The 24,277-nt window shown below is 37.5% G+C and carries 10 protein-coding genes; all 10 read left to right on the plus strand.

Annotated elements, in window-relative coordinates; all coding sequences use genetic code 11:
• Nucleotides 1-127 precede the first annotated feature (127 nt).
• Nucleotides 128-2,428 (plus strand): mucin-binding protein, encoded by a 2,301-nt coding sequence (locus tag BN55_RS03840; protein WP_008470504.1) that lies wholly within the window; start codon nucleotides 128-130, stop codon nucleotides 2,426-2,428.
• Nucleotides 2,429-2,525: 97 nt separating this feature from the next.
• Nucleotides 2,526-4,757 (plus strand): mucin-binding protein, encoded by a 2,232-nt coding sequence (locus tag BN55_RS03845; RefSeq protein WP_008470505.1) that lies wholly within the window; start codon nucleotides 2,526-2,528, stop codon nucleotides 4,755-4,757.
• A 30-nt stretch (nucleotides 4,758-4,787) separates the two neighbouring features.
• Entirely contained in the window at nucleotides 4,788-5,708 is a 921-nt protein-coding gene (locus BN55_RS03850) for a mucin-binding protein (protein WP_008470506.1), read from the plus strand.
• Nucleotides 5,709-5,778: 70 nt separating this feature from the next.
• Nucleotides 5,779-7,254: a mucin-binding protein gene (locus BN55_RS03855; protein ID WP_008470507.1), complete on the plus strand. Its 1,476-nt coding sequence runs from the start codon at nucleotides 5,779-5,781 to the stop codon at nucleotides 7,252-7,254.
• Nucleotides 7,255-7,792: 538 nt separating this feature from the next.
• Entirely contained in the window at nucleotides 7,793-9,817 is a 2,025-nt protein-coding gene (locus tag BN55_RS03860; protein WP_008470510.1) for a mucin-binding protein, read from the plus strand.
• Nucleotides 9,818-10,143: 326 nt separating this feature from the next.
• The gene (locus BN55_RS10230) at nucleotides 10,144-17,586 is read left to right on the plus strand and encodes a Rib/alpha-like domain-containing protein (RefSeq protein ID WP_008470511.1); all 7,443 of its coding nucleotides are present in this window, start codon (nucleotides 10,144-10,146) and stop codon (nucleotides 17,584-17,586) included.
• A 329-nt stretch (nucleotides 17,587-17,915) separates the two neighbouring features.
• On the plus strand, nucleotides 17,916-20,183 hold the full coding sequence (locus BN55_RS10085; RefSeq protein WP_008470512.1) for a mucin-binding protein: 2,268 nt from the start codon (nucleotides 17,916-17,918) through the stop codon (nucleotides 20,181-20,183).
• A 610-nt stretch (nucleotides 20,184-20,793) separates the two neighbouring features.
• Nucleotides 20,794-22,158, plus strand: coding sequence for a branched-chain amino acid transport system II carrier protein (brnQ, locus tag BN55_RS03880; RefSeq protein ID WP_008470513.1), 1,365 nt, complete (start codon nucleotides 20,794-20,796; stop codon nucleotides 22,156-22,158).
• A gap of 316 nt (nucleotides 22,159-22,474) precedes the next feature.
• Nucleotides 22,475-23,185, plus strand: a complete 711-nt coding sequence (ubiE, locus tag BN55_RS03885) for a bifunctional demethylmenaquinone methyltransferase/2-methoxy-6-polyprenyl-1,4-benzoquinol methylase UbiE (protein WP_008470514.1) — start codon at nucleotides 22,475-22,477, stop codon at nucleotides 23,183-23,185.
• 70 nt (nucleotides 23,186-23,255) lie between these two features.
• Nucleotides 23,256-24,170, plus strand: a complete 915-nt coding sequence (locus BN55_RS03890) for a prolyl aminopeptidase (RefSeq protein WP_008470515.1) — start codon at nucleotides 23,256-23,258, stop codon at nucleotides 24,168-24,170.
• Nucleotides 24,171-24,277 lie beyond the last annotated feature (107 nt).

Below are 24,277 nucleotides of genomic sequence, written 5' to 3' on the forward strand. Positions count from 1 at the left end.
ATGGTTTAAGACCATGTCTTTTTTTGTAAATAATATAAGTAGAAATCGATAGTGTAAGGTTCCCTACAAAAGTTTGGAATGCTATAATAAATCTGACTAACTTTAATTAAAAATAGAAGGGGTAACTGTGAATAACTTGAGAGAGACAGGGAATAATCAACCATTCACTGTAAACTTTATCGACCTTGATAACGATAACGCTAGCCTGGCTCACTTAGAGGAATTAAAATTAGATGATTTAAATGTCGACAGAATCATCGAAACTTTACGTCAAAAAGGTTACCGGCTCGTTAATAATGATTTTGATGTTAATGCAAGCAATGAACACAATTTTGTCGTAACTTTTAAGCATACTTACCAAACAATCGATGCAGATAATCCAAATGACGATTTTCCTGCAAGCGAATTAAGAAAGGTAGGTACTCAGACCGTTCATTATCAAGGAGCAGGTACAAGAACGCCTATTGATAATAAATCTACAGTGGTATTCAACCGTAGCTTAATTTTCGATCTTGTAGAAAAGAAGATTATCAAAGATAATGGCTGGACTAAGCCGTCATTTAGAATGATTGGAACGCCAGATGTACCAGGTTACGTGCCAAGCGATAGCTTTGTCGGAGGCGACGAAGTTAGCGTTGATAATCCAGACCGCAATTATGTTGTAACTTATGAAGTTAACAATAATCCATCCCAAGATGAACAGACTGCAGTAGTAGAGTTTGTGGATGTTGATGCACAAAATAAAGAAATTTCAACTTCTGGTAGCCTAACTGGACAGCCTTATACGCGTATTGACTACTCGCCAACTGGAGTAATTAACTATCTAGAGCATCAAGGCTACAAGCTTTTGGATAATGGATTTAGTCCCAATGGCGAAGTACAATTCTTTGATAATAGCGATGAACATAAGCAGATTTATATCGTTTCAATGGGTCATATGCAGGCTAAGGTTGATAGCCACCACCCATTGACTGGTATTGAATCTTCGAGCTATGAACGTGATAAGATCTCAACTGTTCATTATGTTGGTGCCGGTGACAGTACGCCAGATGATAACACCCAAATTATCAAGTTAAGCCGCACGTTGACTGTTGATTGCGTTTCTAAAGAAATTCTAGAAAAGACTAATTGGACCCCTTCCAAGAAAAAGTTTGATCAAGTTGTAACGCCAATTTTAGAAAACTACCATGCAAATAAAGGCGTTGTTCCTGGTAGATTAGTTACATCTGATCATCTAGAAGAAACTGTAACTTATACGGCTAACGGATGCATTATTCCGGTTGATGAAAACGGCAATGAATTAGCTAATGCACCGCATCCGCAATATCAAACTGATCCTAAAGATGCCACTCGCGTCTTAGAAAATGAACCAGTTCCTGAAATTAGCGGCTACATTGCCAAATTTGAAAGCGTCAGTCCAAAGGACCCAAGTCAAGATACTTATGTGGTTTATAACAAGAACTTGATCAACGAATTGCAAGAATTGCAAAACCGTGGTTTTGTTTTTGTTAACAACGGTTTAAATGCAGATACTGTGGCACGTTCAATTGATGGACATGATGATGGTACACAGACATATGCTATTGGCTTGCGCCATGGTCACCAGAATGTGACTCCTGATCATCCGGGAAACCCTGGCGAAGCAATTAATCCGCACTATCCAAATGGTCCCAAATGGCCAGTAGGTACTGGACGCGATGATTTGGTTCGTATTGGTAAGCAGATTGTTACTTATCGCGGAGCAGGCGATGATACTCCTGTTAACAATGTTCAACAAGTTGAATTTGCGCGAACAATGATTATCGACCGCGTTACTGGTAAGATCTTAAAAGATAATGGCTGGAATGCGCTCAATCGTCAATTCGGTACTGTTGCTACGCCAGTAATTAATGGCTTCCATGCAGATCGCAAGATTGTCGGTGGCAAGACTGTAACGCCTGATTACTTAACTGTTAAAGAAGTTGTAACTTATACAGCTAATGGTCAAATTGTTCCAGTTAACCCTAATGGACAACCAATTCCTGGTGCAAAGCACCTACGCTATCAAACTGATCCACATGATCCAACTAAGGTAATGAGCAATGAACCGGTTCCTGAAGTTCCAGGTTATGTGCCAACGCAGACGACGGTTACGCCATCAAGTCCAAGTCAGGTAACGCCAATTGTTTATAAACCTGCTGGTAACGAAGTGATTGCTACTAACCAAAAAGAAGAAGCTAAAAAGCCAGCAGTTCCAGTAACTAAGGTTGAGCAAAAAGCTACTAGCAAGCCAGCAACTGAAAGTAAAGAAAAAACAAACAATGATAAAAAAGAAACTGAAAACAAAGCTTCACAAGTTTCTCATAAATCTGAATCAACAGTAAAAACTCCCGTAAAACCGGTAATTTTTATTCCTAAAGTTGATCCAGATAAAGATAATGATAAATAAAATAAGCCATGGTCTCATCGGATCATGGCTTTTTGTCTACTTAAACTTATACTATAATAACAATATGTATAGTTAATATAAGGATGGGTGAGTTGGATTGGCCAATAAGTTGAAAAGAGATGAACAAGACAAACAAAGTCATTATGCTTTGCGTAAGATTAGCAAGGACTTGATTTCTGTATCAGCAGGCTTGGTTTTCGCAGGGATGGTTAGTGAAAAGCAAGTGAACCAGGTTAAGGCAGCAAGTTTACCTGATAACAGCCGAGTCAGTCAGATTAAGTCTAATCAAGAAATTGTTGAATTTGGTAAGATTATCCCAGTCAATCAAGATATGCAGCCGATTGCTAATGCACCAACTCCGCAATATCGTCGCGATCCTGAAGATCCTAATAAGGCGATAGCCACGCCAATTCCGGACATTAAAGATTATAAATTAGCTGATAAAGAGCAGGCTGAAAATGTCGATTTAGAAACCAAGATGGTTTTTCCGCCAGCTAATGTGCAAGAAGATACGAAAATTATTTATGTTGAAAGTATTAAACCGCAACAACCTAATCCAGCAAAGCCAGTTATTCCAAATAACTCAGCTAACCAGAATCACTTGCAACCATCCCGTCCAGCAGTAAATAATAAGCCGACTGTTTCAAATGCGAATTCTAGCGCTAATACTAATAAAAATTACCTGGGTAATATTACTCATGCGGCCGTTCAAAGTAATCCAAATAATCAATCTAATTCTGTTCAAAACACTACTTATCAAGTTAATTCTTCTGTAACTTATTCAAATAATATTAATAATTCTAATTTCTCTAATCAACAAAGTTCTGATCAAGGTTCTAGTTTAAATATGGCTAGTCAAACAAGTGAAGCTAATCCATCTAATTCAGCTGGAAGCGAAGATACTAAGATAGATAAAAAGAAAACAAAAAATAAGACTAAAAAAAGCAAAGCAAGCGCTAAGCAAAAACTAAAAACTGAACATAAGAAGCATTCAACTCCTAAAACTAAGCCCAAGGCTAAAAAGCAACCTTCTAAGCAGTTTATGGTAATGCCACAGGTAATCATGAATCCAGAAACAAAATTACCTCCTAAGCCGCAAAAAGCCACTCTAGTTTTAGCAGATGCTCAAGATAAAAAAGAGCTTTTGCGCTTAGAAGCTTATGGTAGCCAAGGTGCGCCAATTGAATTTGAAGAATGGAATCGAACTTTGACTAGTCTGCAAGAAAAGGGTTATGAACTAGCTGGCATTTTGGATGTCAACCAAGAAAAAAAGCGTGATTTACATGCGCAATTTATCTTTGGCTTTTATGGTGAAAAAGAAAGCAGCTTTGTTGCTAGTTTCGCTCATAAATTAGTTGCTGTAACGGCTAATAACTTGCCGTCGAATATTAGCGCAAGCTTGGTTAAACATGCGGTTTCGCTTGTGGTTCGCTATCAAGGAGCAGGAGACAATACGCCGGAAGAAAATGTTCAAAATGCAGTCTTTACGCGCAGTTTAACAATGGATAAAGTAACGCACCGCTTGATTAAAGATGGTAAGTTTACCACGCCGTGGCATAGTCAGCCTCTTTCTTATCAAGAAGTTGTTAGTCCGAAAGTTAATGGCTTTGTGGCAGATCCGACGCTAGTACCTAAAATGGCGGTAGCTAGCGAAGATGTTATCAAGACTGTTGTTTATAAACCCGTTGCGCAAAAGACTAGTGAAATCAAAAAAACTAAGCAAACTTCAAATGCTGAAGAAATTACGGTTGTAAAGCCAGTTCCAAAGGTTAGCGAAGTTAAAAAGCAAAAACAACAGAATTTAAAACCAGTTACTTTTTATCCTAAGAAAAAGCAAAAAATTGAAACTAAGTTAATTTCTGATCCTAAAAAACAAGAACAAACACCTGAAAAAGAGAAGAAAATGACATTAAAGCAAGAACATAAAACCGTTTCGCCAAAGTCAGACTTAGTGGAATGCCATTTCATTGATCAAAATGGTAAATCTATTCGACAAGAAACTAAGCTCAACGCCAGCGGAGTTTTACCAGCAATTGACGGCTATTATTTAGTTAAAACAGAACTTAATACTGCTGGGATGACGGCAGCTTATGCGCCAATGGCTAAGATTGTGCCAGTAGATCAATATGGCAATTTGATTCCTGAGCCGCTTGACCCAACTAAGGCAGTTGCTCCAGTTGCTTTTAAAGCGGATCCCAACGATCCCACTAAAGCAGCCAAACGCCAAAAGGTTCCGCAAATTAGTGGTTGGAGTCCAGCAGTTGCTACTGTTAGTCCAGAAAATAATAAGATTGATATTCCTGTGGTTTATACGCGAATTAAGAAATAATTTTTAGAAAGAAAGTTTAGGTTTTAGCTGATGAATAATGATGAAATGTTAAAGCATCAATTACAAACCGCCCACCTCAAGATTGTGGATCAAGATAATAGTTTTAAACAAATTGAGTCTGACGGACTGACAACAGCTTTTACTGCACAAGGCTTACCCAAGACTGCGATTAATTTTCAAGAAGTTAATCAAGTCCTCCAACAACTCAAACAGCGTGGCTATCTTTATGTAAAAAGCGACCTGCCCGATGATGAAACGTTTGATAGTATCGACGATCAAGATCAAATAAGTCAGCGGTATCAAATCGTAATGCGCCATGCGACGCGTCCAGTCAATGCCGATAATCCGGCTGCTAATTATGGCTATGATAAAGAGAGCTTGTATCGCGATGTAACACGGACAGTGACATATTTTGCCGACAATGGCGTTGAACTTGCACCAGTTGTCCAGCATGCTTATTTTGATGGAGCCAGCTACTTAGATGAGGTGACTCATAAGTTAGTAGCAACTAATTTAGATGGTTCAGTTGATACTTCTAAAAAAGGCGGCTTGTCTTGGTCGCCTGATCAAGAATTTCCAGCAATTGCAGCTTTAGGCGGCTATCGCGTGGTTAAGTTGCAAACAGAAAATGAAGCAGATCGCGATGTGGCTGAAGATGGCGCAGTGGCAGCTATGAAAGTGGCGCATAATAGTCAAAACGTAAAGCTAGTTATTACGTTAGCAAGTGCTGCCGATAACGCAGATGAAGCAGCAATCGATGAGTCTGAAAATGATGCAAAAAATAACACTACAACTCAAGACAGTGACGACTCGTCACTACTTGCTGAGCAAAAAGATCCTGAAAAACCAGAAAATGACGAAAATTTAGAAGTCGATAGCGACGGGATACCAATTGGCGATCCATTAGATTTGATCGGTTTGTCAGGAATTAAAAAACACAATCGTGACTAATATTATATTAAGTATTAGCTTATAATAGTTAGTGTAGAGATTAAATTTAAAAGTAAGAATAGGAAAAATTATGGCTTGGTTTAAAAAGAACCGTCAAAAAGCGGTTATTAATTTTATAGATTTAGATAATGATTTAATGAGTATTGCGACTTCCGCAGAATTAACTGGTAAAAGTGGCGAAATCGTAGATTACGACCCTAGTCAAGAAATTAAAGATTTACAGGGCAAAGGATACGTTTTAGTTCGTAACCAATTCAACGGTAATGGCCAAGTGCCAAAATACACTGATGATACTGAAGTTTACTTGATTAGCTTTAAGCATGGCGAAAGAAAGGTTAACCCAGATCATCCTTTAACTAAGATTGACAGTGAAGAATACGTTCATCCAATTCACTTTACTGTTAAGTTTGAAGGAACGCCAACTAAGGTGCGTGATCATGTACAAACTATCAATCGTTTCCGCACTTTAACTGCTGACCGCATTACTAATAAACAAATTCCAAATGGTCAATTTGATACTGATTGGCAATTAGAAGCAGATAAGTTTGATGATTTTGAATTGCCAGTTTTACCTGGTGCTCATACTAATAAAAAAGTTATCCCGGGACCAGCAGTTGGCGATAAAGATATTACTATCACTGCTCAATATGAGCCAAACGGACACTTAATCCCAGTTGATGAAAACGGCGATGAAATCATGAATGTGGGCCCATATCAATTTGCTAGCGACAAAGATGATCCAACTAAGGTTGCTGAGAACCAAATTGTTCCTGATATTGATGGCTACACTCATGATCAAGAAGTTATCAGTCCTAAAGATCCTGGCAAAGACATGCCTGTAATTTATAAAAAAGTAGTCGAACCAGAACCTGAAGTAAACGAACCTGATACGTCAGCTGATTTAAACACAGTAAAGCTTGGTCAATTCCAAGATGTGAATAGTCCAAGTATGCCAGATACTAAGCAAGCCGCTCAAACAATGGGAATGGACGAATATGTTGATGAAAAGGGCATTGAAAGACGTTCTGATGAACAAATGGCTATCATTAACTTTATCGATTTAGATAATAATGGTAAGCAAATTACGTCATCTGGTCCTTTGTATGGCTTACCTGGTGAAGTAATCAACAACCTTTATAGTACAAAAGTACCAATGAAGGCTATTGAAAGAGCTGGCTTTGAAGTGGTCTTCAACAATTTCGATGGCGAAGGTCAAGAACAAAAATTCAATAATAACCACTTGCTTACTCAAATATTCACTGTTGGTTTGCGCCATAAAAATAGTAAGTATAATCAAGATGTTTCAGATACCCAGCTTGATGCCGCAGAACTTGCTCATCGCCAAGCATTAGTGCGCGATAAGATTAATAACTTTGATCCAAATTCAGCAACTAATGAAAATGAAACTGCGGCTATTATCACTGTAGCCAATGCGACAATGCAATTGTTGAGTATGTTTATTGATAAGAACCAACAAGAAGCTCAAGCAAAAGCAACAAATGTTGCAGATGAAACAACTAATACAGATCAAGAAGAAAATAACTAAAATTTAAAGCAAAAACAAAACTTGTGAATTGAGTACGTTTTATTTGCTTGTTCTTTCAAGTACATGTTATATTGAGCATGGTTAAGGTATAGAAAAGCATTATTCCTAGCTAATAATTTCCCCCATATATTTTATAAATCCACGCTAGTTAGGTGATGCAGCCACTCGGAGTTTATCTCTGGGTGGCTTTTTTTGTGCTCTTTTAAAAAATTATTTAATAACAAAAATCACATTTGATCCCAACGACTCAACTAAGATTACGCCAAATGAGCCAGTTCCGGAAGTTCCAGGATATAAGCCAGTTGTACCGACAATAACTCCAGTAAATCCAGGCGAGCCAACTAAAGTAATTTACACGCCAGATGCAAAGGACCAAACTGTAAAAGTTAATACTGACAATACTGAAATTCCAGGCTTTGCACCGCATGTAATTACTGCAAAACCAGGCAGTCAGCTTGATTACAATCCAGATTCGACAATTAAAGAAATTGAAGCAAAGGGCTACAAACTTGACCACAATGACTACGACATTACAACGATGCCTAAAAATGGTGGCACTTACCGCATCACATTTGTTCACAACATTATCCATGTAACTCCAGATAACCCAGGTGCTGGTTATAGTGCAAAAGATTTGGAACACGAAGTGACAAGAACAATTAATTACGTTGGTCCAGATGGCAGTATTCATGAACCTGTTGTTCAAAGTGCTAAGTTTACTGCTTCGGGTTACTATGACGAAGTAACTAAGCATTGGGTAAGTGTTTCTGATAGTAAGGTTACTGGACAAGTTGATGGTCCAACTTGGACGCCCGAAAATGAAGAGCTAGCTAAGGTTGTTTCTCCATCAATTAAAGGGATGCATGTTGTTTCTGTAAGTAGCGATGCCGACGGCAGCGATGTTGCAAGTGCTCAAGTTACTCACCAAAGTCCAAATGTTGTCATTACTGTAACTTATGCACCTAATGGCGCAATTGATGAAGGCGGAAAGACCGTGACGGGCAAACAGATTGTTAACTTTGTAGGCCCAGATGGCAAGCCACTCGTTGCTCCAAATACGCAAACTACTACCTTTACTAAATCTCCTGATGTAGTTGATCCAATTACTCATGAAGTAATTAAAAAAGGTAGCTGGAAGGAAACTAGTCATACCTTCAAAAACGTTGATTCACCAGTGATTAAAGGATATGTCACACGTGAAACAATCACTAAGGGTGCAACAGTCACTCCAGATGATCCTGATAAGGTAATTACGGTTCATTATGAAAAAGTCGGTAAAATCATCCCGGTAACTCCAGACGGTAAGCCGATTCCAAATGTACCAAATCCACCTTATGAAAATGATCCAAATAATCCAGCAAAGGTTACTCCAAATGAACCAGTTCCAAATATTCCTGGTTATACTCCAAGCGTGCCAACAGTCACTCCAACTGCTCCGACTAAGGACACAACTGTAACTTACACTAAGAATGATGAAGATCAAAAAGCCGTTGTTCAATACATCGATCAAGACGAAAATAATAAGATAATTGCAACTTCTGGTACTTTAACAGGAAAAGTTGGTACAACAATTGACTATTCAACAACTGAAGAAATTAAGAAGTTAGAGTCTCAAGGCTATGAATTAGTTTCTAATGGCTTTAAGGAAGGAGTAAAATTTGAAACTAATGATGGTAAAGAGCAAGTCTTCAAGGTAGTAATGAAGCATGGTTATGCCAAGATCACGCCAGATCAGCCAAATATCCCAAAGCCAAGCACGCCAATTAACCCAGACGATCCAAATGGTCCAAAGTGGCCAGACGGCGTTTCTAAAGATGACTTGAATAAAGAAATCACGAGAACGATCAATTACGTCAATGGATCAGGAACTAAGATTGCTCCATCTGTAGTTCAAAGCGTACACTTTGGCAGAACTGCAATCGTTGATAAAGTAACTGGTAAGTTACTCGGCTATAGCACTGATGGCAAAGACCAAGTAACTACAACTGATGGCGACAAGGCATGGCAAGTAATTGGTTCAAATAAATATAAGAGCGTAGATTCACCAAGCGTTTCTGGCTATACTGATCCTAGCCCAAGTGTGGTTAGTGAAAAGACAGTAGTAGCTAGCGATAAAGATAGCATTGTAAATGTTCAATACACGCCAGTTTCTACGCCAATTCCTGAGCCGCAACCAGAGCCAACACCGACCCCAACGCCTGAACCGGAACCAACGCCAATTCCACAACCTCATCCACAACCAGAGCCGACTCCAGATGAACCAACCCCTCAGCCTGAGCCACAGCCAGAACCAGATGTTCCAGCTCCTCATGGCGAAGATGAGCCAGATAATCCAAATAATGAAGGCGATAATGTAGTAACTCAAGCTCAACCGCAGACTCCAATTTTGGCTTCGAATAATGGTGAAATCAGTGATAATACTGTTAAGCCACATGCTCAAGACGAGCAATTGCCACAAACTGGTCAAGCAGATAATGATACTGTCTTGACTGCTGGTTTAGGCCTTAGCTTAGTTGGTTTATTAGGTTTGATCGATCCAAAACAAAGAAAAAAGAATAATTAGTATTTAATCTAGATAAAAAGCATCTATCCTGTTTAGATTAGTAAAAAGTCTCTTAGGTTATTTTTAACCCAAGAGGCTTTTTTATTAGATATAGCTTAATTTATTAAATGCTCAATATATTAATTTGAGCCATTATATTTAGAAAAGTAGTACTTTATTTTTATATTTGCATGGTAAATAAAGAAATAAAAACATTGTAACGCCTTATAAGAGTACAATGACAATACAATATATTAAGTAAATACGTATAGTTTTAATAACGCTTGATATTTCAAAATGGAGGGGGGTAGAATGAAATCGTATATGCAATAAGAGGAGTAAAGAATATGTTATCAAAAAATAATTATCAAGAAAAACTTCGTAAAATGCAGCCACGGAAGAATCGGTACTCGATTCGTAAATTTACAGTCGGGGCTGCTTCTGTTTTGATTGGTTTCTTTTTGGCTGGCTTTAGTCAAAACCAAACAGTTAAAGCTGATACCAATAGTCATACCGATAACGAAATGACGCCACATAAAGCACAAGCAGTTAATTCTAAGGACTTAACCACAGGTGTTGAAGGCAAAAATGTTAACGTTCAAGAAGTAAATAATGAGAAATTAGCACAAGCTGCCAATGATAATAAAGTAGCTAAAACCGAAAAAGAACATATTTTAGATACTTTACCTACTCAAGAGTCTAAATCTACAGTTAATAGATCAAAGGAAAATAAAGATGTACTAACAAAGCAAGTTGGAGCAAATTTAGTTGCTAACAAGAAAGATAATCCTGCTAAAGTTGCTTTAGCTAAATTAGCAGCGGAATCTAAAGAAGCCCAACAACAAAATTTGCGTGGTACTCAAACTGCAGAAGCCAGCGATTGGCAAAGCCTAGTTAATGCTTTAAATAATGCTAATAACGGTACTATTAACTTAACTGGCGATATTACTGTTGCTAACAAAGGCGCTAATGTTAATGGTATTAATCGTCCAAATCCTGTTGTTAATAGCGGTAAGATGAATTTAACTGGCGAAAACATTTCCGGTGGCTTAGTGATTAATGGTCAAGGTCATGCTATTAACTTTGGTGCTAATTATCTTAGCTTTACTACTAATAATCAAAAAGATAGTAATCCTTGGGATATTACCTTTAAGAATATGACCATTAATGCCGATGGCTACGATAATTCATGGTCTACTCTTGGCGGTGCATTTAGCCCAATTTACATGGGTGGAGATGACATAAGAACTGATCTTTTAGCTAACAACAAGGTTACATTTGAAAACGTAACTGCTGATATTAAAAACGGTGCCTTCTATAACACTACTATGGCTCAACAAACCACTGATAATCCATACACTACGGTAACGTTTAAAGGTAATAACAATATTACTTGTGAAGCCGTAAATGTTAAAGGTAACCAACTTTACAATTATTCAAGTGCTGTTTCAGCTTCACATATTATTTTTGTAGATGGTTCTGACACTACCTTTAATGTAAGTTCAGCTAAGACTAACAACGACCAAAATGCTGGTGGCAACATCTTACGTGCCAAAGTTGAAGATGAAGCAAATGATACTGCTCCAGCAATTGACGTCCAACAAGGTGCAACCGTAACCTTGAATGGTAATTCTACAGATGTTAAAGGTATGTTGGTAAATAGAGCCATTACTGGTACAGTTCAAGTGGATGGTAACTTAAATGCCAAAATGGCTGATGGTCACTCAATGGCTATTTGGGCTGGCAACTTAAACATTGGTAAAAATGGTGTTGTTAATATTAATACTAAGCAAAGTAACGATGGTAGTGGTATAAATGGCGTAGGTAATTACAATGGTTATCACTTTGCTCCCATTTCATTAGGTGTTGGTTTTGCTGCTAATGTTTCTAATGCAAATTCAAATGTTTTAGATAACCAAGGTAAGTTAACTATTGTCCGTACTGGTGTTAATAACCAATCTACTTCACCATTAATTTCATTTGGTTCAGGTAATGGTACTGGTGCTGAATTTAGCTTAAATGTAGCAGATGGCGCTACGATGGACTTGCAAGATGGTGCAACATCTTCAATCAAAGGTGACTTCACTAATACGCCTAACATCGGTATCGTAACCATGTGGGGTAACGGTAGTACTAGTGGTTCAGCTGCTTCAACTTATGCCAATATTAACATTAATAATCCAGCTTATGTAAACTTCCAACGTACAGGTTCTCAAACTGGTACTTTGCTTCGCCTTGAAAACATGAACAACCACGTTAACATTTCAAGTAACGGCGGAGCTTTACCGTTAGCTTTATGGGATGAAGCTAATAAGAGCGCAGGTCCTTCATATTACTGGTACATTAACCAATTAAAGAACCAAAACAACTGGGGTGACAATTCTATTTCAGGATTTGCTCAAACTGGTAATTCAATCGGTCAAAACAAGAAGGGTGAAATTAAGTTCTTACACTCTAACGGTGATATTACTTTTGCTGGTAGCCAAGCTGGATTGAATACTTTCCAATATCAAGATGGTGTTGTAACTCAAGGTCAACCTGCTAAAGGCGTTAAGTATGAAACTCCATACTTGAACAGATTCTTGAATGTCTTTAACTGGTGGACTCCACAACGTGTTGCTATGGGTACAAACCTTGCATCTGTTGCTAAGCCAACAGATGCACAAAAGTATCAACCACAAACTCAAGTTATCACTGGTTATACTGACCAAACCTTAAATGATTTAACTGCCGCAAATGGTATTAGTGGTTATATTAATGAAAATGGTCAACCAGCTACCTTAACTGGCACTACTGTTGCTTGGTATAATCCTGCCACTGATGCAGCTGCTTGGACTGAGGCTATGGGCGATCAACCTACTCCAACTAACCCAACTGGAAAGTTAAAAGTTACGGATGGTTCTGCATGGGCTAAGGTAACTTATCAAGATGGTACTGTTGATTTTGCTAATATTCCATTAGATATTAAGAGCCAAGCTGAAGAATATAATCCACTTGGTCAAAACGTAAATACTATTGTTGGAAGCGAACCATCAGCCAAAGACGGTATTTCTAATACCAGTGATTTGCCAACAAGTGCTCAATACAGTTGGTCAACTACTCCAGATGTTTCTAAGGCTGGCATTGTTCCATCAATTGTTAATGTAACTTATGATGATGGCTCAATGGACGAAGTTCCAGTAAACGTTATTGTTAAAGACAGCAAAGGCAATATTCCTGACAAAGCTGGCGATGCTGCTGAAAATGACCCTCAAGGTAAAGAGGTTTCTACAGTTATTGGTAAGCTTCCAGATCCAAATACTGCTGTTGATTGGCCAAAGAATCCAGTAGATGCAGATGGCAAGCCTATTGACCCAACACAAATTAAATATGACTGGTCAACTACACCAGATATCTGGACTCAAGGCAATCACCCGGGTGTTGTTAAGGTAACTTACCCAGATGGTACTAATGACTTAGTTCCAACTACAGTTATCGTAACTAATTCTCCAACTGGTAAATCAACTACCATCGAACAAGGTGGAGATGTTCCAGATCCATCTACAGTTATTGATTGGACTAACAATGGTCAAGCTCCCAATGGTACTAAGCCAAATGATCCAAAGGTAACTTATACTTGGGTAGACAAGCCAACAACTACTAACCCAGGTCAGCAAACTGGTACAGTTAAGATTACTTATCCTAACGGTGAATCAACTGTTGTCAGAGTTCCAGTTACTGTAACTGCAACTAATAGTTCATATGATCCATTTGCTAAGCACTTAGTTTTACCATATAGCCCAACAGGTGATGGGGTTCCAGAAGCTGGCTCAGTAATTGAATTGCCAAATGGTGAAACTGCTCCAGCAGGCGTTCAATATACTTGGGGAACTAAACCTGATACCACTAAGCCTGGTATGCAAACAGCTAATATTATTGCAACTTGGACTACTGATGGTAAGACTAATACTAAGAATATTCCTGTTACAGTTACTGTTGGTTCAATGGCTGGTTACTATAATCCAAAGGCAAATGACTTAACTGTTCCTTACAATGCAGATATGAATAAATATCCTGCTAAGAACCAAATTACTGGTCTTCCATCGGGCTTAAAGACTGATGATGTTTGGGCACCAATGCCTGTAACTTCAGTTGCAGGAACCCAACCAACTATGATCAAAGTAACTTACAGTGATGGTTCATTTGACTACGTTCCACTTAATGTAACTGTGGAAAATACCGCATATACACCAAGTTACAATCCTGTAAGTGTCAAGCCGGGCCAACAAGTAACTGATAATATTGTTATTCCAGATGGTCAAAAGACACCATCAGGCACTAAGTTTACAGCTGGTGAAACTACACCAAATTGGGCAACAGTTGATCCAACTACTGGTACGATTACCCTGAAGCCAAGTGCTGACGTAACTCCAGGACATTATTTTGTTCCTGTAATAATTGCTGTTCCTGGTAAAGGCAATCAGACTATCACTGCCCCAGTTACTGTAATCGGTATGGATCCAGAACATAATACTTACTATGGCAGCCAAAGCATGACTAGTTTTGACATACCAACTATCTCAGTTCACAGAACTACCGATAGCAACCCAATTAACGCAGATTTAGCCAAGATTCAAACTATTACTTACTACCAAGATTGGGACGGTAAGGGTAATGCAACTTCTAATTACAAGACATTTACTACATATCAATTGGAAGGAAATAAGTATGTAAATATTAAAGATCCTTCAGATAGCTTTGCTGCAAATGTCTTCAACTATAGTTGGATGCCAGCAGGTAATGGTGTCTTAACTCCAAATACCAATTGGAAAGTAACTGCAGATAACACTGATACAATTAAGTACGATATGGGTCAAGCACCTAACTCACTAGAGCAAACTACTGATGGTGAAAGCTTGCCTGGTAATTCTAAGTGGCGTGTAGAATATAGCTTTAACGATCCTGATTTGTTTGGCTACATAGGACTGAGCAGTCAAAGTTCATGGATGAACACTTACTTTGACTTCTATGGTGCTACTACTGGTCAAGCTTTAACCTTCAACCAAAACCAAGACATTTCTAACTTAACTCAAGATCAATACCGTCAATTAATTGATGTAACTGATCTTGGTCAAGCTGGTTGGAATGGTCAAAATATTAATCCTAATGCACCACAAGTTCTTGCCTACGTTCCAGGTACTGATGCAGCTAAGACTTTCTCAATGACTTGGGCACCAAATGGTCAACCTTCAACTAAGGATATTGCTAATGGCGTAAGTGGTACTGTTCGCATTCACTTCAACGATGGTACTTATCTTGACGTTAAGGCAAACATCAACGTTGTAGCTGATTCAGATTCTGGTAAGGGTGATCACAATAAGACTGAATTTACTCAAAAGATTGTTTACACTTATAATGGTCATGAAGTTGCTTACACAACTATCGATAATATTGCTAAAGGTTCAAGCTTAACCGCTGCTCAATTGAAGAGTGCAATTGATGGCAATGTTCCTGCAAATTACAATATTGCTACTGGTTACACTTATCCAGGTGCAGTTAACGACATTACAGCTACCCCAGCAGTAATCAATGTTCCGTTAGCTCTTAAAAATGGTTCACAATTTAACGCCCAAGGTCAAATCGTTTACCAAACTGCTGATGGTACACAAGTAGGTACTGGTGCAACGATCAAGAGTAATATTGGTGATACTTTGACTGCTGGATTATTACATGATTTAGCTGATCAAAGTGTTCCAGAAGGTTACACTATTTCTCAATACCCAGGCTCATTTGAAGTAAGTACAAAGAGCTTTACTATTCCAGTTATTGTTACAAAGGCAACTCCTGATACACAAAACTTTGCACAAAATATTGTTTACAAGGATGCAGAGGGTAAAGTAATTAGCACATTTAACAAGGCAATTACTGGTACCTTTACTTCTAAGACTCCTGCAACTGTTTCAGCTGATGAAATAAAGAACACTATTAATAATGGCGTTCCAAAGAACTGGAAGATTGCAACTAGCTACAAGTATCCAGCAGCTGAAACTATTAGCACTAAGACTCCAGCTGACATCATTGTTCTTGTTGAACACGCAACTAAGTACATCACTCCAACTGATCCAGGCGTAGATCCAACTGATCCTAAGTACAAGAATATGTTCGAGACAGTAACTCGTAAGATTTACCAAACTAAGCCAGGTGAAAATCAAACATTATTTGATACTCAATCCGTAGACTTTGGTAGAAAAGGTGTTGAAGACTTAGTAACTCGCGATGTAACTGGTACAGGCGATTGGCAAGTTGGTAAAATCAGTGATCACAAGTTTACTTTAGGCGGCAGTGCTGAATTTGCTGAAGAAAATGCTCCACAAATTGATGGTTATGATTCATACGTAGATGGCACTAAGTCTACTCAAGTTTCAAGTGCTCCTGCACTTAAAGATGGTCAACCTGTAAATGGTCAACCTGCTTACATCACTTACCTTAAGGCCGGTAAGACTACTCCGGTTCCTTATGATCCATCTAATAGGGAAATGAATAAGTACGTAACTCGTACAATTAATGTTTACAAGCCAGGTTTATCTAAGGCAGAAACTATTACTCAAACTGTTCACTTTGTTCGTGGCGGTGTAGGTCAAAATGCTGGTATGAAAGATACCGAAGGTAACATTGCTTGGACTGCTTGGACTGTTGCTGACGGTGACAATGTTTCAACTGGTGCAGAAACTGGTACTTGGAAAGAATACGATGTTGATCAAATTAACAACTATACTTCAACTGTTGATGGCAAGGATGCAACTAAGGTTGATGCGAAGGCTGTTAATGCAGATACTTCTAATGTAACTGTAACTGTTGCTTATACCCAAACCTTGCAACCAACTGACCCAACGATCAATCCAAACAAACCAGGCGAAAATAGTGATATGTATGCTCATCCAACTCGGACAATCAACGTTAAGAATCCTGTAACAGGTAACACTGATACTTCTACTCAAGTTGTATGGTTCGGTCGCACCAAGACTGTTTCAACTGATCCAAATGTCAAACCAACTTATGGCAAGTGGCAATTAGGTAAAGTTGAAAATAATAAGTTTGTCATTGATTCAACTGCTAAAGCTGAATGGCCTGAATTCGCAGCTCCAACTTTTGATGGTTATACTCCAAGCCAAGATAAAGTTACTGCTGTAAATGATATTAAGCCAGATACTGCCAATGTAATAGTAACAATCACTTACAGCAAAAATAATAATGGTGGCGGGAACGTAACCCCTACACCTCAAGGTCAAGTAACAATCATTTATCGCGATTCTAATGGCACTGAGGTGGGTAGAACGACTATCTCGGGTGCTGAAGGTTCAACTGTTGATCCATCATCAACAATTGAAGGTAATATTCCATCTGGTTATAAGTTAAAAGATGGCTACCAAGTACCAACGAATGCCTCCATCAGTTCAACAATTGAAGTACCAGTTGTAGTTGCTGACAATGGTGGAAATAACGGCAACGATGATAACGGCAATAAAGGTCCGACTGTTCCAACGGATTCTAATAATCACAACAATGGACATGACAATGAATTTAATAATGGTAATAAGGCTAACAGTGCGGCAGATAATGGCGGTATTACTGAAAATGATAATACATACTCAGCTCATACTACTGGCAATAATATCCAACATGGTATTAGTGCTAAGAAACTTCCACAAACTGGAAATAAGACTAATAAGTGGGGTATCTTTGGTTTAGCCGTTGCAAGTTTAGCTGGATTATTTGGATTAGGATCTGATAAAAAACGTCGTAGCAGATAATTCTTTTCTTAAATTAAAAATTTGATAACATCCAATCATCAAAAAGAGTCAAGTAGAAAAATACTTGGCTCTTTTTTGACGTTATTATCAGAAGTTTTGTACTTTATTTTTAGATTTGTATGATAAAAGAGATAAAGATAAATCATCCATAAATCTATACGACTCTATGAATACATAGATTATTTACAATATATTAAGTTGTAACGTATAGCATTAATCTAAGTAGATATAAACGAAATACATAGGATAAACTTACGATATGTATATTAAATAAAAACGAAGAATAAAATATATAAACTTCGTTTTATTTTGAAAGAGAGAAGAGTTCTATGTTATCTAGTAATAATCAAAAAAGTCAAGTAACCCAACAGCGATTTTCATTGAGAAAGTTAACTGTTGGCGTTGCTTCTGTATTAATTGGACTAACTTTTATGGGCGTAAGTGGAACTGTCCATGCTGATACAAATGATGATAGTCATGCTGCAGTGTCACAACCAGTCAAACCTAAGCCAAGTAGTGAGAACAGTAGCGTTGTAGCTACTGCAAATGATGGCTCTGTAACAACTACGTTCACTGCCAATGTGACCCTTAATACACCAGATGGTCAACAAACAGTTCCAAGTCAAACGGTAGCCGTTACTACTTTGGGAGCTCCAAGCCAAGCAAATCTTTTAGGAAAGAAGTTTAAGGATGTAACATTACCATCTTATATAGGATTTACTCCACAAGTTGCAGCTCCGGGAGTTACTGTTGCTAAAGAAGGTTCAAACTATGTATTGAAGTTTTCTAACTTAGATCTTAAAGTTACAACTTATAACTACGTTGTAGATTATGTGCCAGCTTATGCAGAATATACTAGTCGAGAATCTGTAAGTATTTATGGACCTGATAACAATGATGCGACAGGTAAGTCCGACTTTTACGGTGATATAGTAAAGAAAACTGTTAACCATACTATGAACGGAAAACAGTACACTGATACTTGGACGCCAGTTCGTTTTGAAAATTTGGATCTATCTGCGGTTTTGAGCGGCTCCAGCTTTACAAATTCAGATACCGGAATGCATAATCAATCTTTGCCACAATATTATGGTTATCATCCGGTAATTGAACGAGCAGATATTTCTCATGAATATTATGAAGGTATTCCAGGGTATTCAAACGCGCAGGGAACAGCAGCTGCAGAAAAGCTGCACCATGATTTAAACAGCTATTTGGCATCCCATCCGGACGCAACTGCTTTGCCTGCTTTTACCATCGATGGACCTTTAAATGTAAACTTTATTATTCACTATGTTAAAGATCCAATTTCAATAGCATATGATCCCGATGATGCTGCAATGAATCGCTACGTGACTAGAACAATTGCTGTTTCTAAACCAGGCTCTACAAAATCGGAAGTTGTAACACAAATAATTCACTTTGTTCGTGGTGGAGCTGGTCAAACTGCTGGGACAGCTGATGAAAATGGCCATATAACTTGGACTCCTTGGACAGTTGCAGATAAAGACAACAAGTCTACTGGAAAAACTGTTGGTTCATGGGCGCAATATGATATTGCACAGATAGATAATTATACTTCTACAGTAGACGGTAAAGCTTCTGCATTAGTTGCAGCAAATGATAATGTCACTGCAGATACAGCGAGCATAACTGTAAAAGTCGCTTATAGTCAAAATACTAAAACCTTAGAACCAACTGATCCAGCTATCAATCCAAATAAACCTTGCATTAATAGTGATATGTTTATTCATCCGACTAGGACGATCAATGTTGTGGTAGATTCGGCAACTGGTAAAACTGAGACTACTACACAAACTGTATGGTTTGGTCGCACTAAGACTATTTCAAGCGACTCAAATGTTAAACCGACGTATGGCGAATGGCAATTAGGTAAAGTTGAAAATGGTAAGTTTATAGTCGATCCAGATGGCAAAGCTGAATGGCCTGAGTTTACGGCGCCAACAATTAATGGCTATACACCAAAATTAGCTACAATTGAAAAGCAAAAGGTAACTCCGGAAACCAAAGATGTTACAGTAACAATTATTTATGATTTAAATAATAATGGCGAAGGTATTACTCCAACTCAAGGCCAAGCAACTATTATTTATCGTGATCCAGATGGTAATGAAATAAGAAGAACAATTATTCTGGGCGTTGAAGGAACTACTACTGATCCATCAACAGCAATTAAAAATAATCTGCCATCTGGCTATAAGCTAAAAGATGGCTATCAAATTCCAACTGTTGCAGCGATTAGTTCTACAATTGAAGTTTTAGTTGTACCTGCTAATAAAGAAAATTGTAACGATCACCAAGATGATAATGATGATCAAACTAAGCCAGGCTCTGATAAGAATCAAAATTCAAATACTTGTGTAGATACCCTCGATTCTACCGATAAAGAGGTTGGTTCAAAGAATACTAAAGACGATAAAGTTGGAGCTAATTGCAAAACTCAAGTTAGTGAATCTGGTAAAAAGCTTCCACAGACAGGAGGTGAGGAAAATTATATTGGCATTTTAGGCTTAGCTATTGCAAGTTTAGCTGGTTTATTTGGATTAAAAGCCGATAAAAAGCGTCGTAATAATTAATCAACTTATTAACTCACATTTTTTGATAACATTCGATCATCATAAAAAGCTAGAAGATATAATTCTTCTAGCTTTTTGTTATATAACCATTAGTAATTCTTATATTTAAAGCGTAAATAATTATCATATAGATCCGATACTAAAGAAAATAATTGTCGTTTCAAGATTAACTATTGCAAGCTTTAAGTGTGTATGAATTAGTCGTCTCTAAGAAGCAAAAGAATAAATAGTGATAAAAAGTCAAAAGCGTATGCTCTTGCTTTTTTTTGTTAACAGTATATGTAAATAGTAAAAGACGACTATTAAAATTAGATGAAAGCTGATAAAAGCTGTGACTATAGTAAAAATATTTGGCTGTTATATTAACAATCAGCCAGCATCATGTTATGATGAAGACTGTACTAAGCAATATATCTTTGTATAGCTTATAAGCAGGGCCAGTGGAGGAAAAAGCTGGCCCTAAAATCAACCTTATAAAGGGAGTCCTGAAAAACAGGCTCCCTTTATTTGTTTTTGTTGCTAAAATTGTAGTGTAAGCAATTAATGGACTATCGTCAAAATAATTTTTTTGATAAAATACTACAAATATTAGATTTTGGAGGAATAATTTTTGAAGAGCACCAAACCTAAAAAAATATCGGGTAAGCAATATTTAGTAGTAGCTTCAATGATCTTTGCTTTATTTTTTGGAGCAGGAAACTTAATCTTTCCACTCCATTTAGGGCAATTAGCTGGAAAAAATTGGTTACTAGCTTCAACTGGTTTTCTTTTAACTGGGGTTGTCTTACCATTACTATCATTATTAGCAATTGCAATAACTCGTAGTAATGGAATATATCATTTGAGCTTGCCGGTTGGAAGTGGTTTTGCCCTGATTTTTATGACTCTTACCCAACTAACGCTGGGACCCTTGTTTGCTGCTCCAAGAAATGCGACAGTTTCTTATACCGTTGGAATTGCGCCCTTACTTCCTAAGCAATTTCAAGATATTGGATTGATCATTTTTACAATTATCTTTTTTGTTATTGTGTTTGCAATTGCTTATAACGAAAGCGATATCTTGTCGTCATTAGGTAAAATTTTAAATCCTATTTTCTTGATCCTGCTCTTCTTAGTATTCGTAGTTGCTTTTGCTAAGCCATTGGGTAATCCTAGCAGTGCTCATGTAACTGGTGTATATGCACATCGTGCACTCATTAGTGGTTTTTTGGAAGGATACAATACAATGGATGCCTTGGCGGGCTTAGCCTTTGGTGTAACAGTAGTAACATCGATTAAAGAGTTAGTAAATAATGATGAATTAGAAACGGCTAAAGTTACTGCTAAATCTGGTTTTATTGCAGTTTTAGGCATTGGATTAATTTATTGTTTATTGATAATTTTAGGTGCTATGTCTTTAGGTCACTTTAAAATTGCAGCTGATGGTGGAGTTCTTTTATCTGAAATTGTGACTTATTATGCTGGTATTTTTGGGCAAGCACTCTTAGCTATGTTGATCTTTTTAGCTTGTCTTACGACCGCAGTTGGTGTGGTAGCGGCTTTTGCGCTTGACTTTCATTCTCATTATCCTAAACTAAGCTATCATGCTTGGCTTGCCATTGCCTGTGTGGGTTCACTAGCTACAGCTAATTTGGGATTGGTTCAAATTATAAAGTGGTCATTGCCAATATTGATGTTTTTATATCCAATTGCCATTGTTTTGATCGTTTTAGCACTGCTTTCTCCGTTTTTCAAAAACGATCATGTTGTCTATAAAGTAGCAATATTTTTAACTTTAATACCAGCAATTTTCGATTTAATTGTAAATTTACCAGCACCGTTAGCTAATACTAACTTTGTAAAAGCGGTCGCAAACTGGCGTATGACTTATTTACCATTAGCCAATGTCGGTTTGTCTTGGCTCGTCCCTACTTTAATTGGGCTTGTTTTGGGTATAGTTTTACATATTTGGCGCAGGAAAAAAGAAAAAATTTAGTAACTTAAATAACTTAGTAGAGAAAAACGCTAATCTTCATTTGACCGCTTGTATAAGATGAAAATTAAGATAAAAAATCCAAAAAATAACAGCGATCCTCTTTAATTAACAAGCTAATCGTACTATAATTGATGCATAAGAGATGACAATTACGCCTACCTTGCGGTTCGGGCTTGTTAGTGCTTATGCAAGTCGGGGTCGCAAGGGGAGATTGTTTGACTATCTTTCTAGAATAGTTGACTTTCTAGGTGCTTAATCGATAAAGGCATGGTTCATTACTGATGAATCGTGTCTTTTTTTGTGGGAGATTTTATAAATGTTAACAAATAAGGTACCAGAAAAAGATGTGCACGATTTATTTAGTAGAGTAGCACCTAATTACGATAAGATGAACGACTTAATTAGCTTAGGGACTCAGCGTTTATGGCGTAAAAAGCTATTTAAGAAACTAGCTGTTAAGCCTGGCGACTTTGCGCTTGATTTATGCTGTGGAACAGGAGATTTGACTATTGCTTTAGCTCAGCAAGTAGGCCCCTCTGGAAATGTAGTCGGACTTGATTTTAATGAAGATATGCTGGCTTTGGCCTATGATAAAGTTTTAACTGCTGGTGTTGAAAAAGAAGTCCAATTACGTCAAGCAGATGCGATGAATTTGCCTTATGAAGATGAGAGTTTTAACATTGTGACAATTGGCTTTGGCTTACGTAACGTGCCAGATGCTAATCAAGTTTTGCGTGAAGTTTATCGTGTTTTAAAGCCAGGTGGCAAGTTTGCCGTACTTGAAACATCTCAACCAACTAATCCAATTGTTAAAGTGGGATGGAAGGCATATTTTAAGCTCTTTCCCAAATTTGCTAAGTTGCTGCATTCAAACGTAAGCGATTATCAATACTTGTCACAGACTACTAATAAATTTGTTTCAGCTAACCAATTAAAGCAGATGTTTGAACAGGCTGGCTATCATGACGTAAGCATTACTAAGTTGAATTTAGGTGCTGGTGCAATTCATATTGGTATTAAAAATTAAAATTTGAATTAAAGTATTAAAAACAAATATAATAGAAAGCAATAAGTTTATTTAGGAAAAGGGGTATTTGATGAAAACAGGTACTAAAATTATTACTTTGGATAATGGCTATCATTTATGGACTAATACACAAGGACAAGGAGATATCCATTTATTAGCTCTTCATGGCGGCCCTGGTGGCAATCATGAATACTGGGAAGATACTGCTGAACAGCTTAAAAAACAAGGATTAGACGTGCAAGTAACTATGTACGATCAATTAGGCTCGCTTTATTCTGATCAACCAGATTATTCAGATCCTGAAATTGCTAAAAAGTATTTAACCTATGAATACTTTTTAGATGAAGTTGACGAAGTTAGAGAAAAATTAGGCTTAGATAATTTTTATTTAATTGGTCAAAGTTGGGGCGGATTGCTTGTTCAAGAATACGCTGTTAAATATGGGCAGCACTTAAAAGGTGCAATTATTTCCTCAATGGTTGATGAAATCGATGAGTACGTTGCTTCTGTTAACAGAAGAAGGCAAGAAGTTCTTCCTCAAACTGAAATTGACTTCATGCATGAATGCGAAGAAAAGAATGATTATGACAACCAGCGCTACCAAGACGATGTTCAAATTTTAAATATTAACTTCGTTGATCGTAAACAACCTTCTAAGCTTTACCACTTAAAAGATATCGGTGGCAGTGCCGTTTACAATGCCTTCCAAGGCGACAATGAATTCGTCATTACGGGAAAGCTTAAAGATTGGCACTTCAGAGATCAACTTAAGAATATTAAAGTTCCCACTTTACTTACTTTTGGTGAAAATGAAACAATGCCAATTTCTACTGCTGAGATTATGCAAAAAGAAATTCCAAATTCACGCTTAGTAACTACCCCTGATGGCGGTCACCACCACATGGTTGATAATCCAGACGTTTACTACAAGCACTTGGCAGACTTTATTCGTGAAGTTGAAGATGGCAGCTTTAAAGGTGAATAGAAAATAGAAAACGTTTCTCAATAAAACTGAGAAATGTTTTTTTGTTGCAAGCGTATAAATCGCTTTCCAAGTTTTTATTATATATAATTATAAATAAATATAGTTAT

The sequence above is a fragment of the Lactobacillus hominis DSM 23910 = CRBIP 24.179 genome (genome assembly GCF_000296835.1).
GTDB lineage: Bacteria > Bacillota > Bacilli > Lactobacillales > Lactobacillaceae > Lactobacillus > Lactobacillus hominis.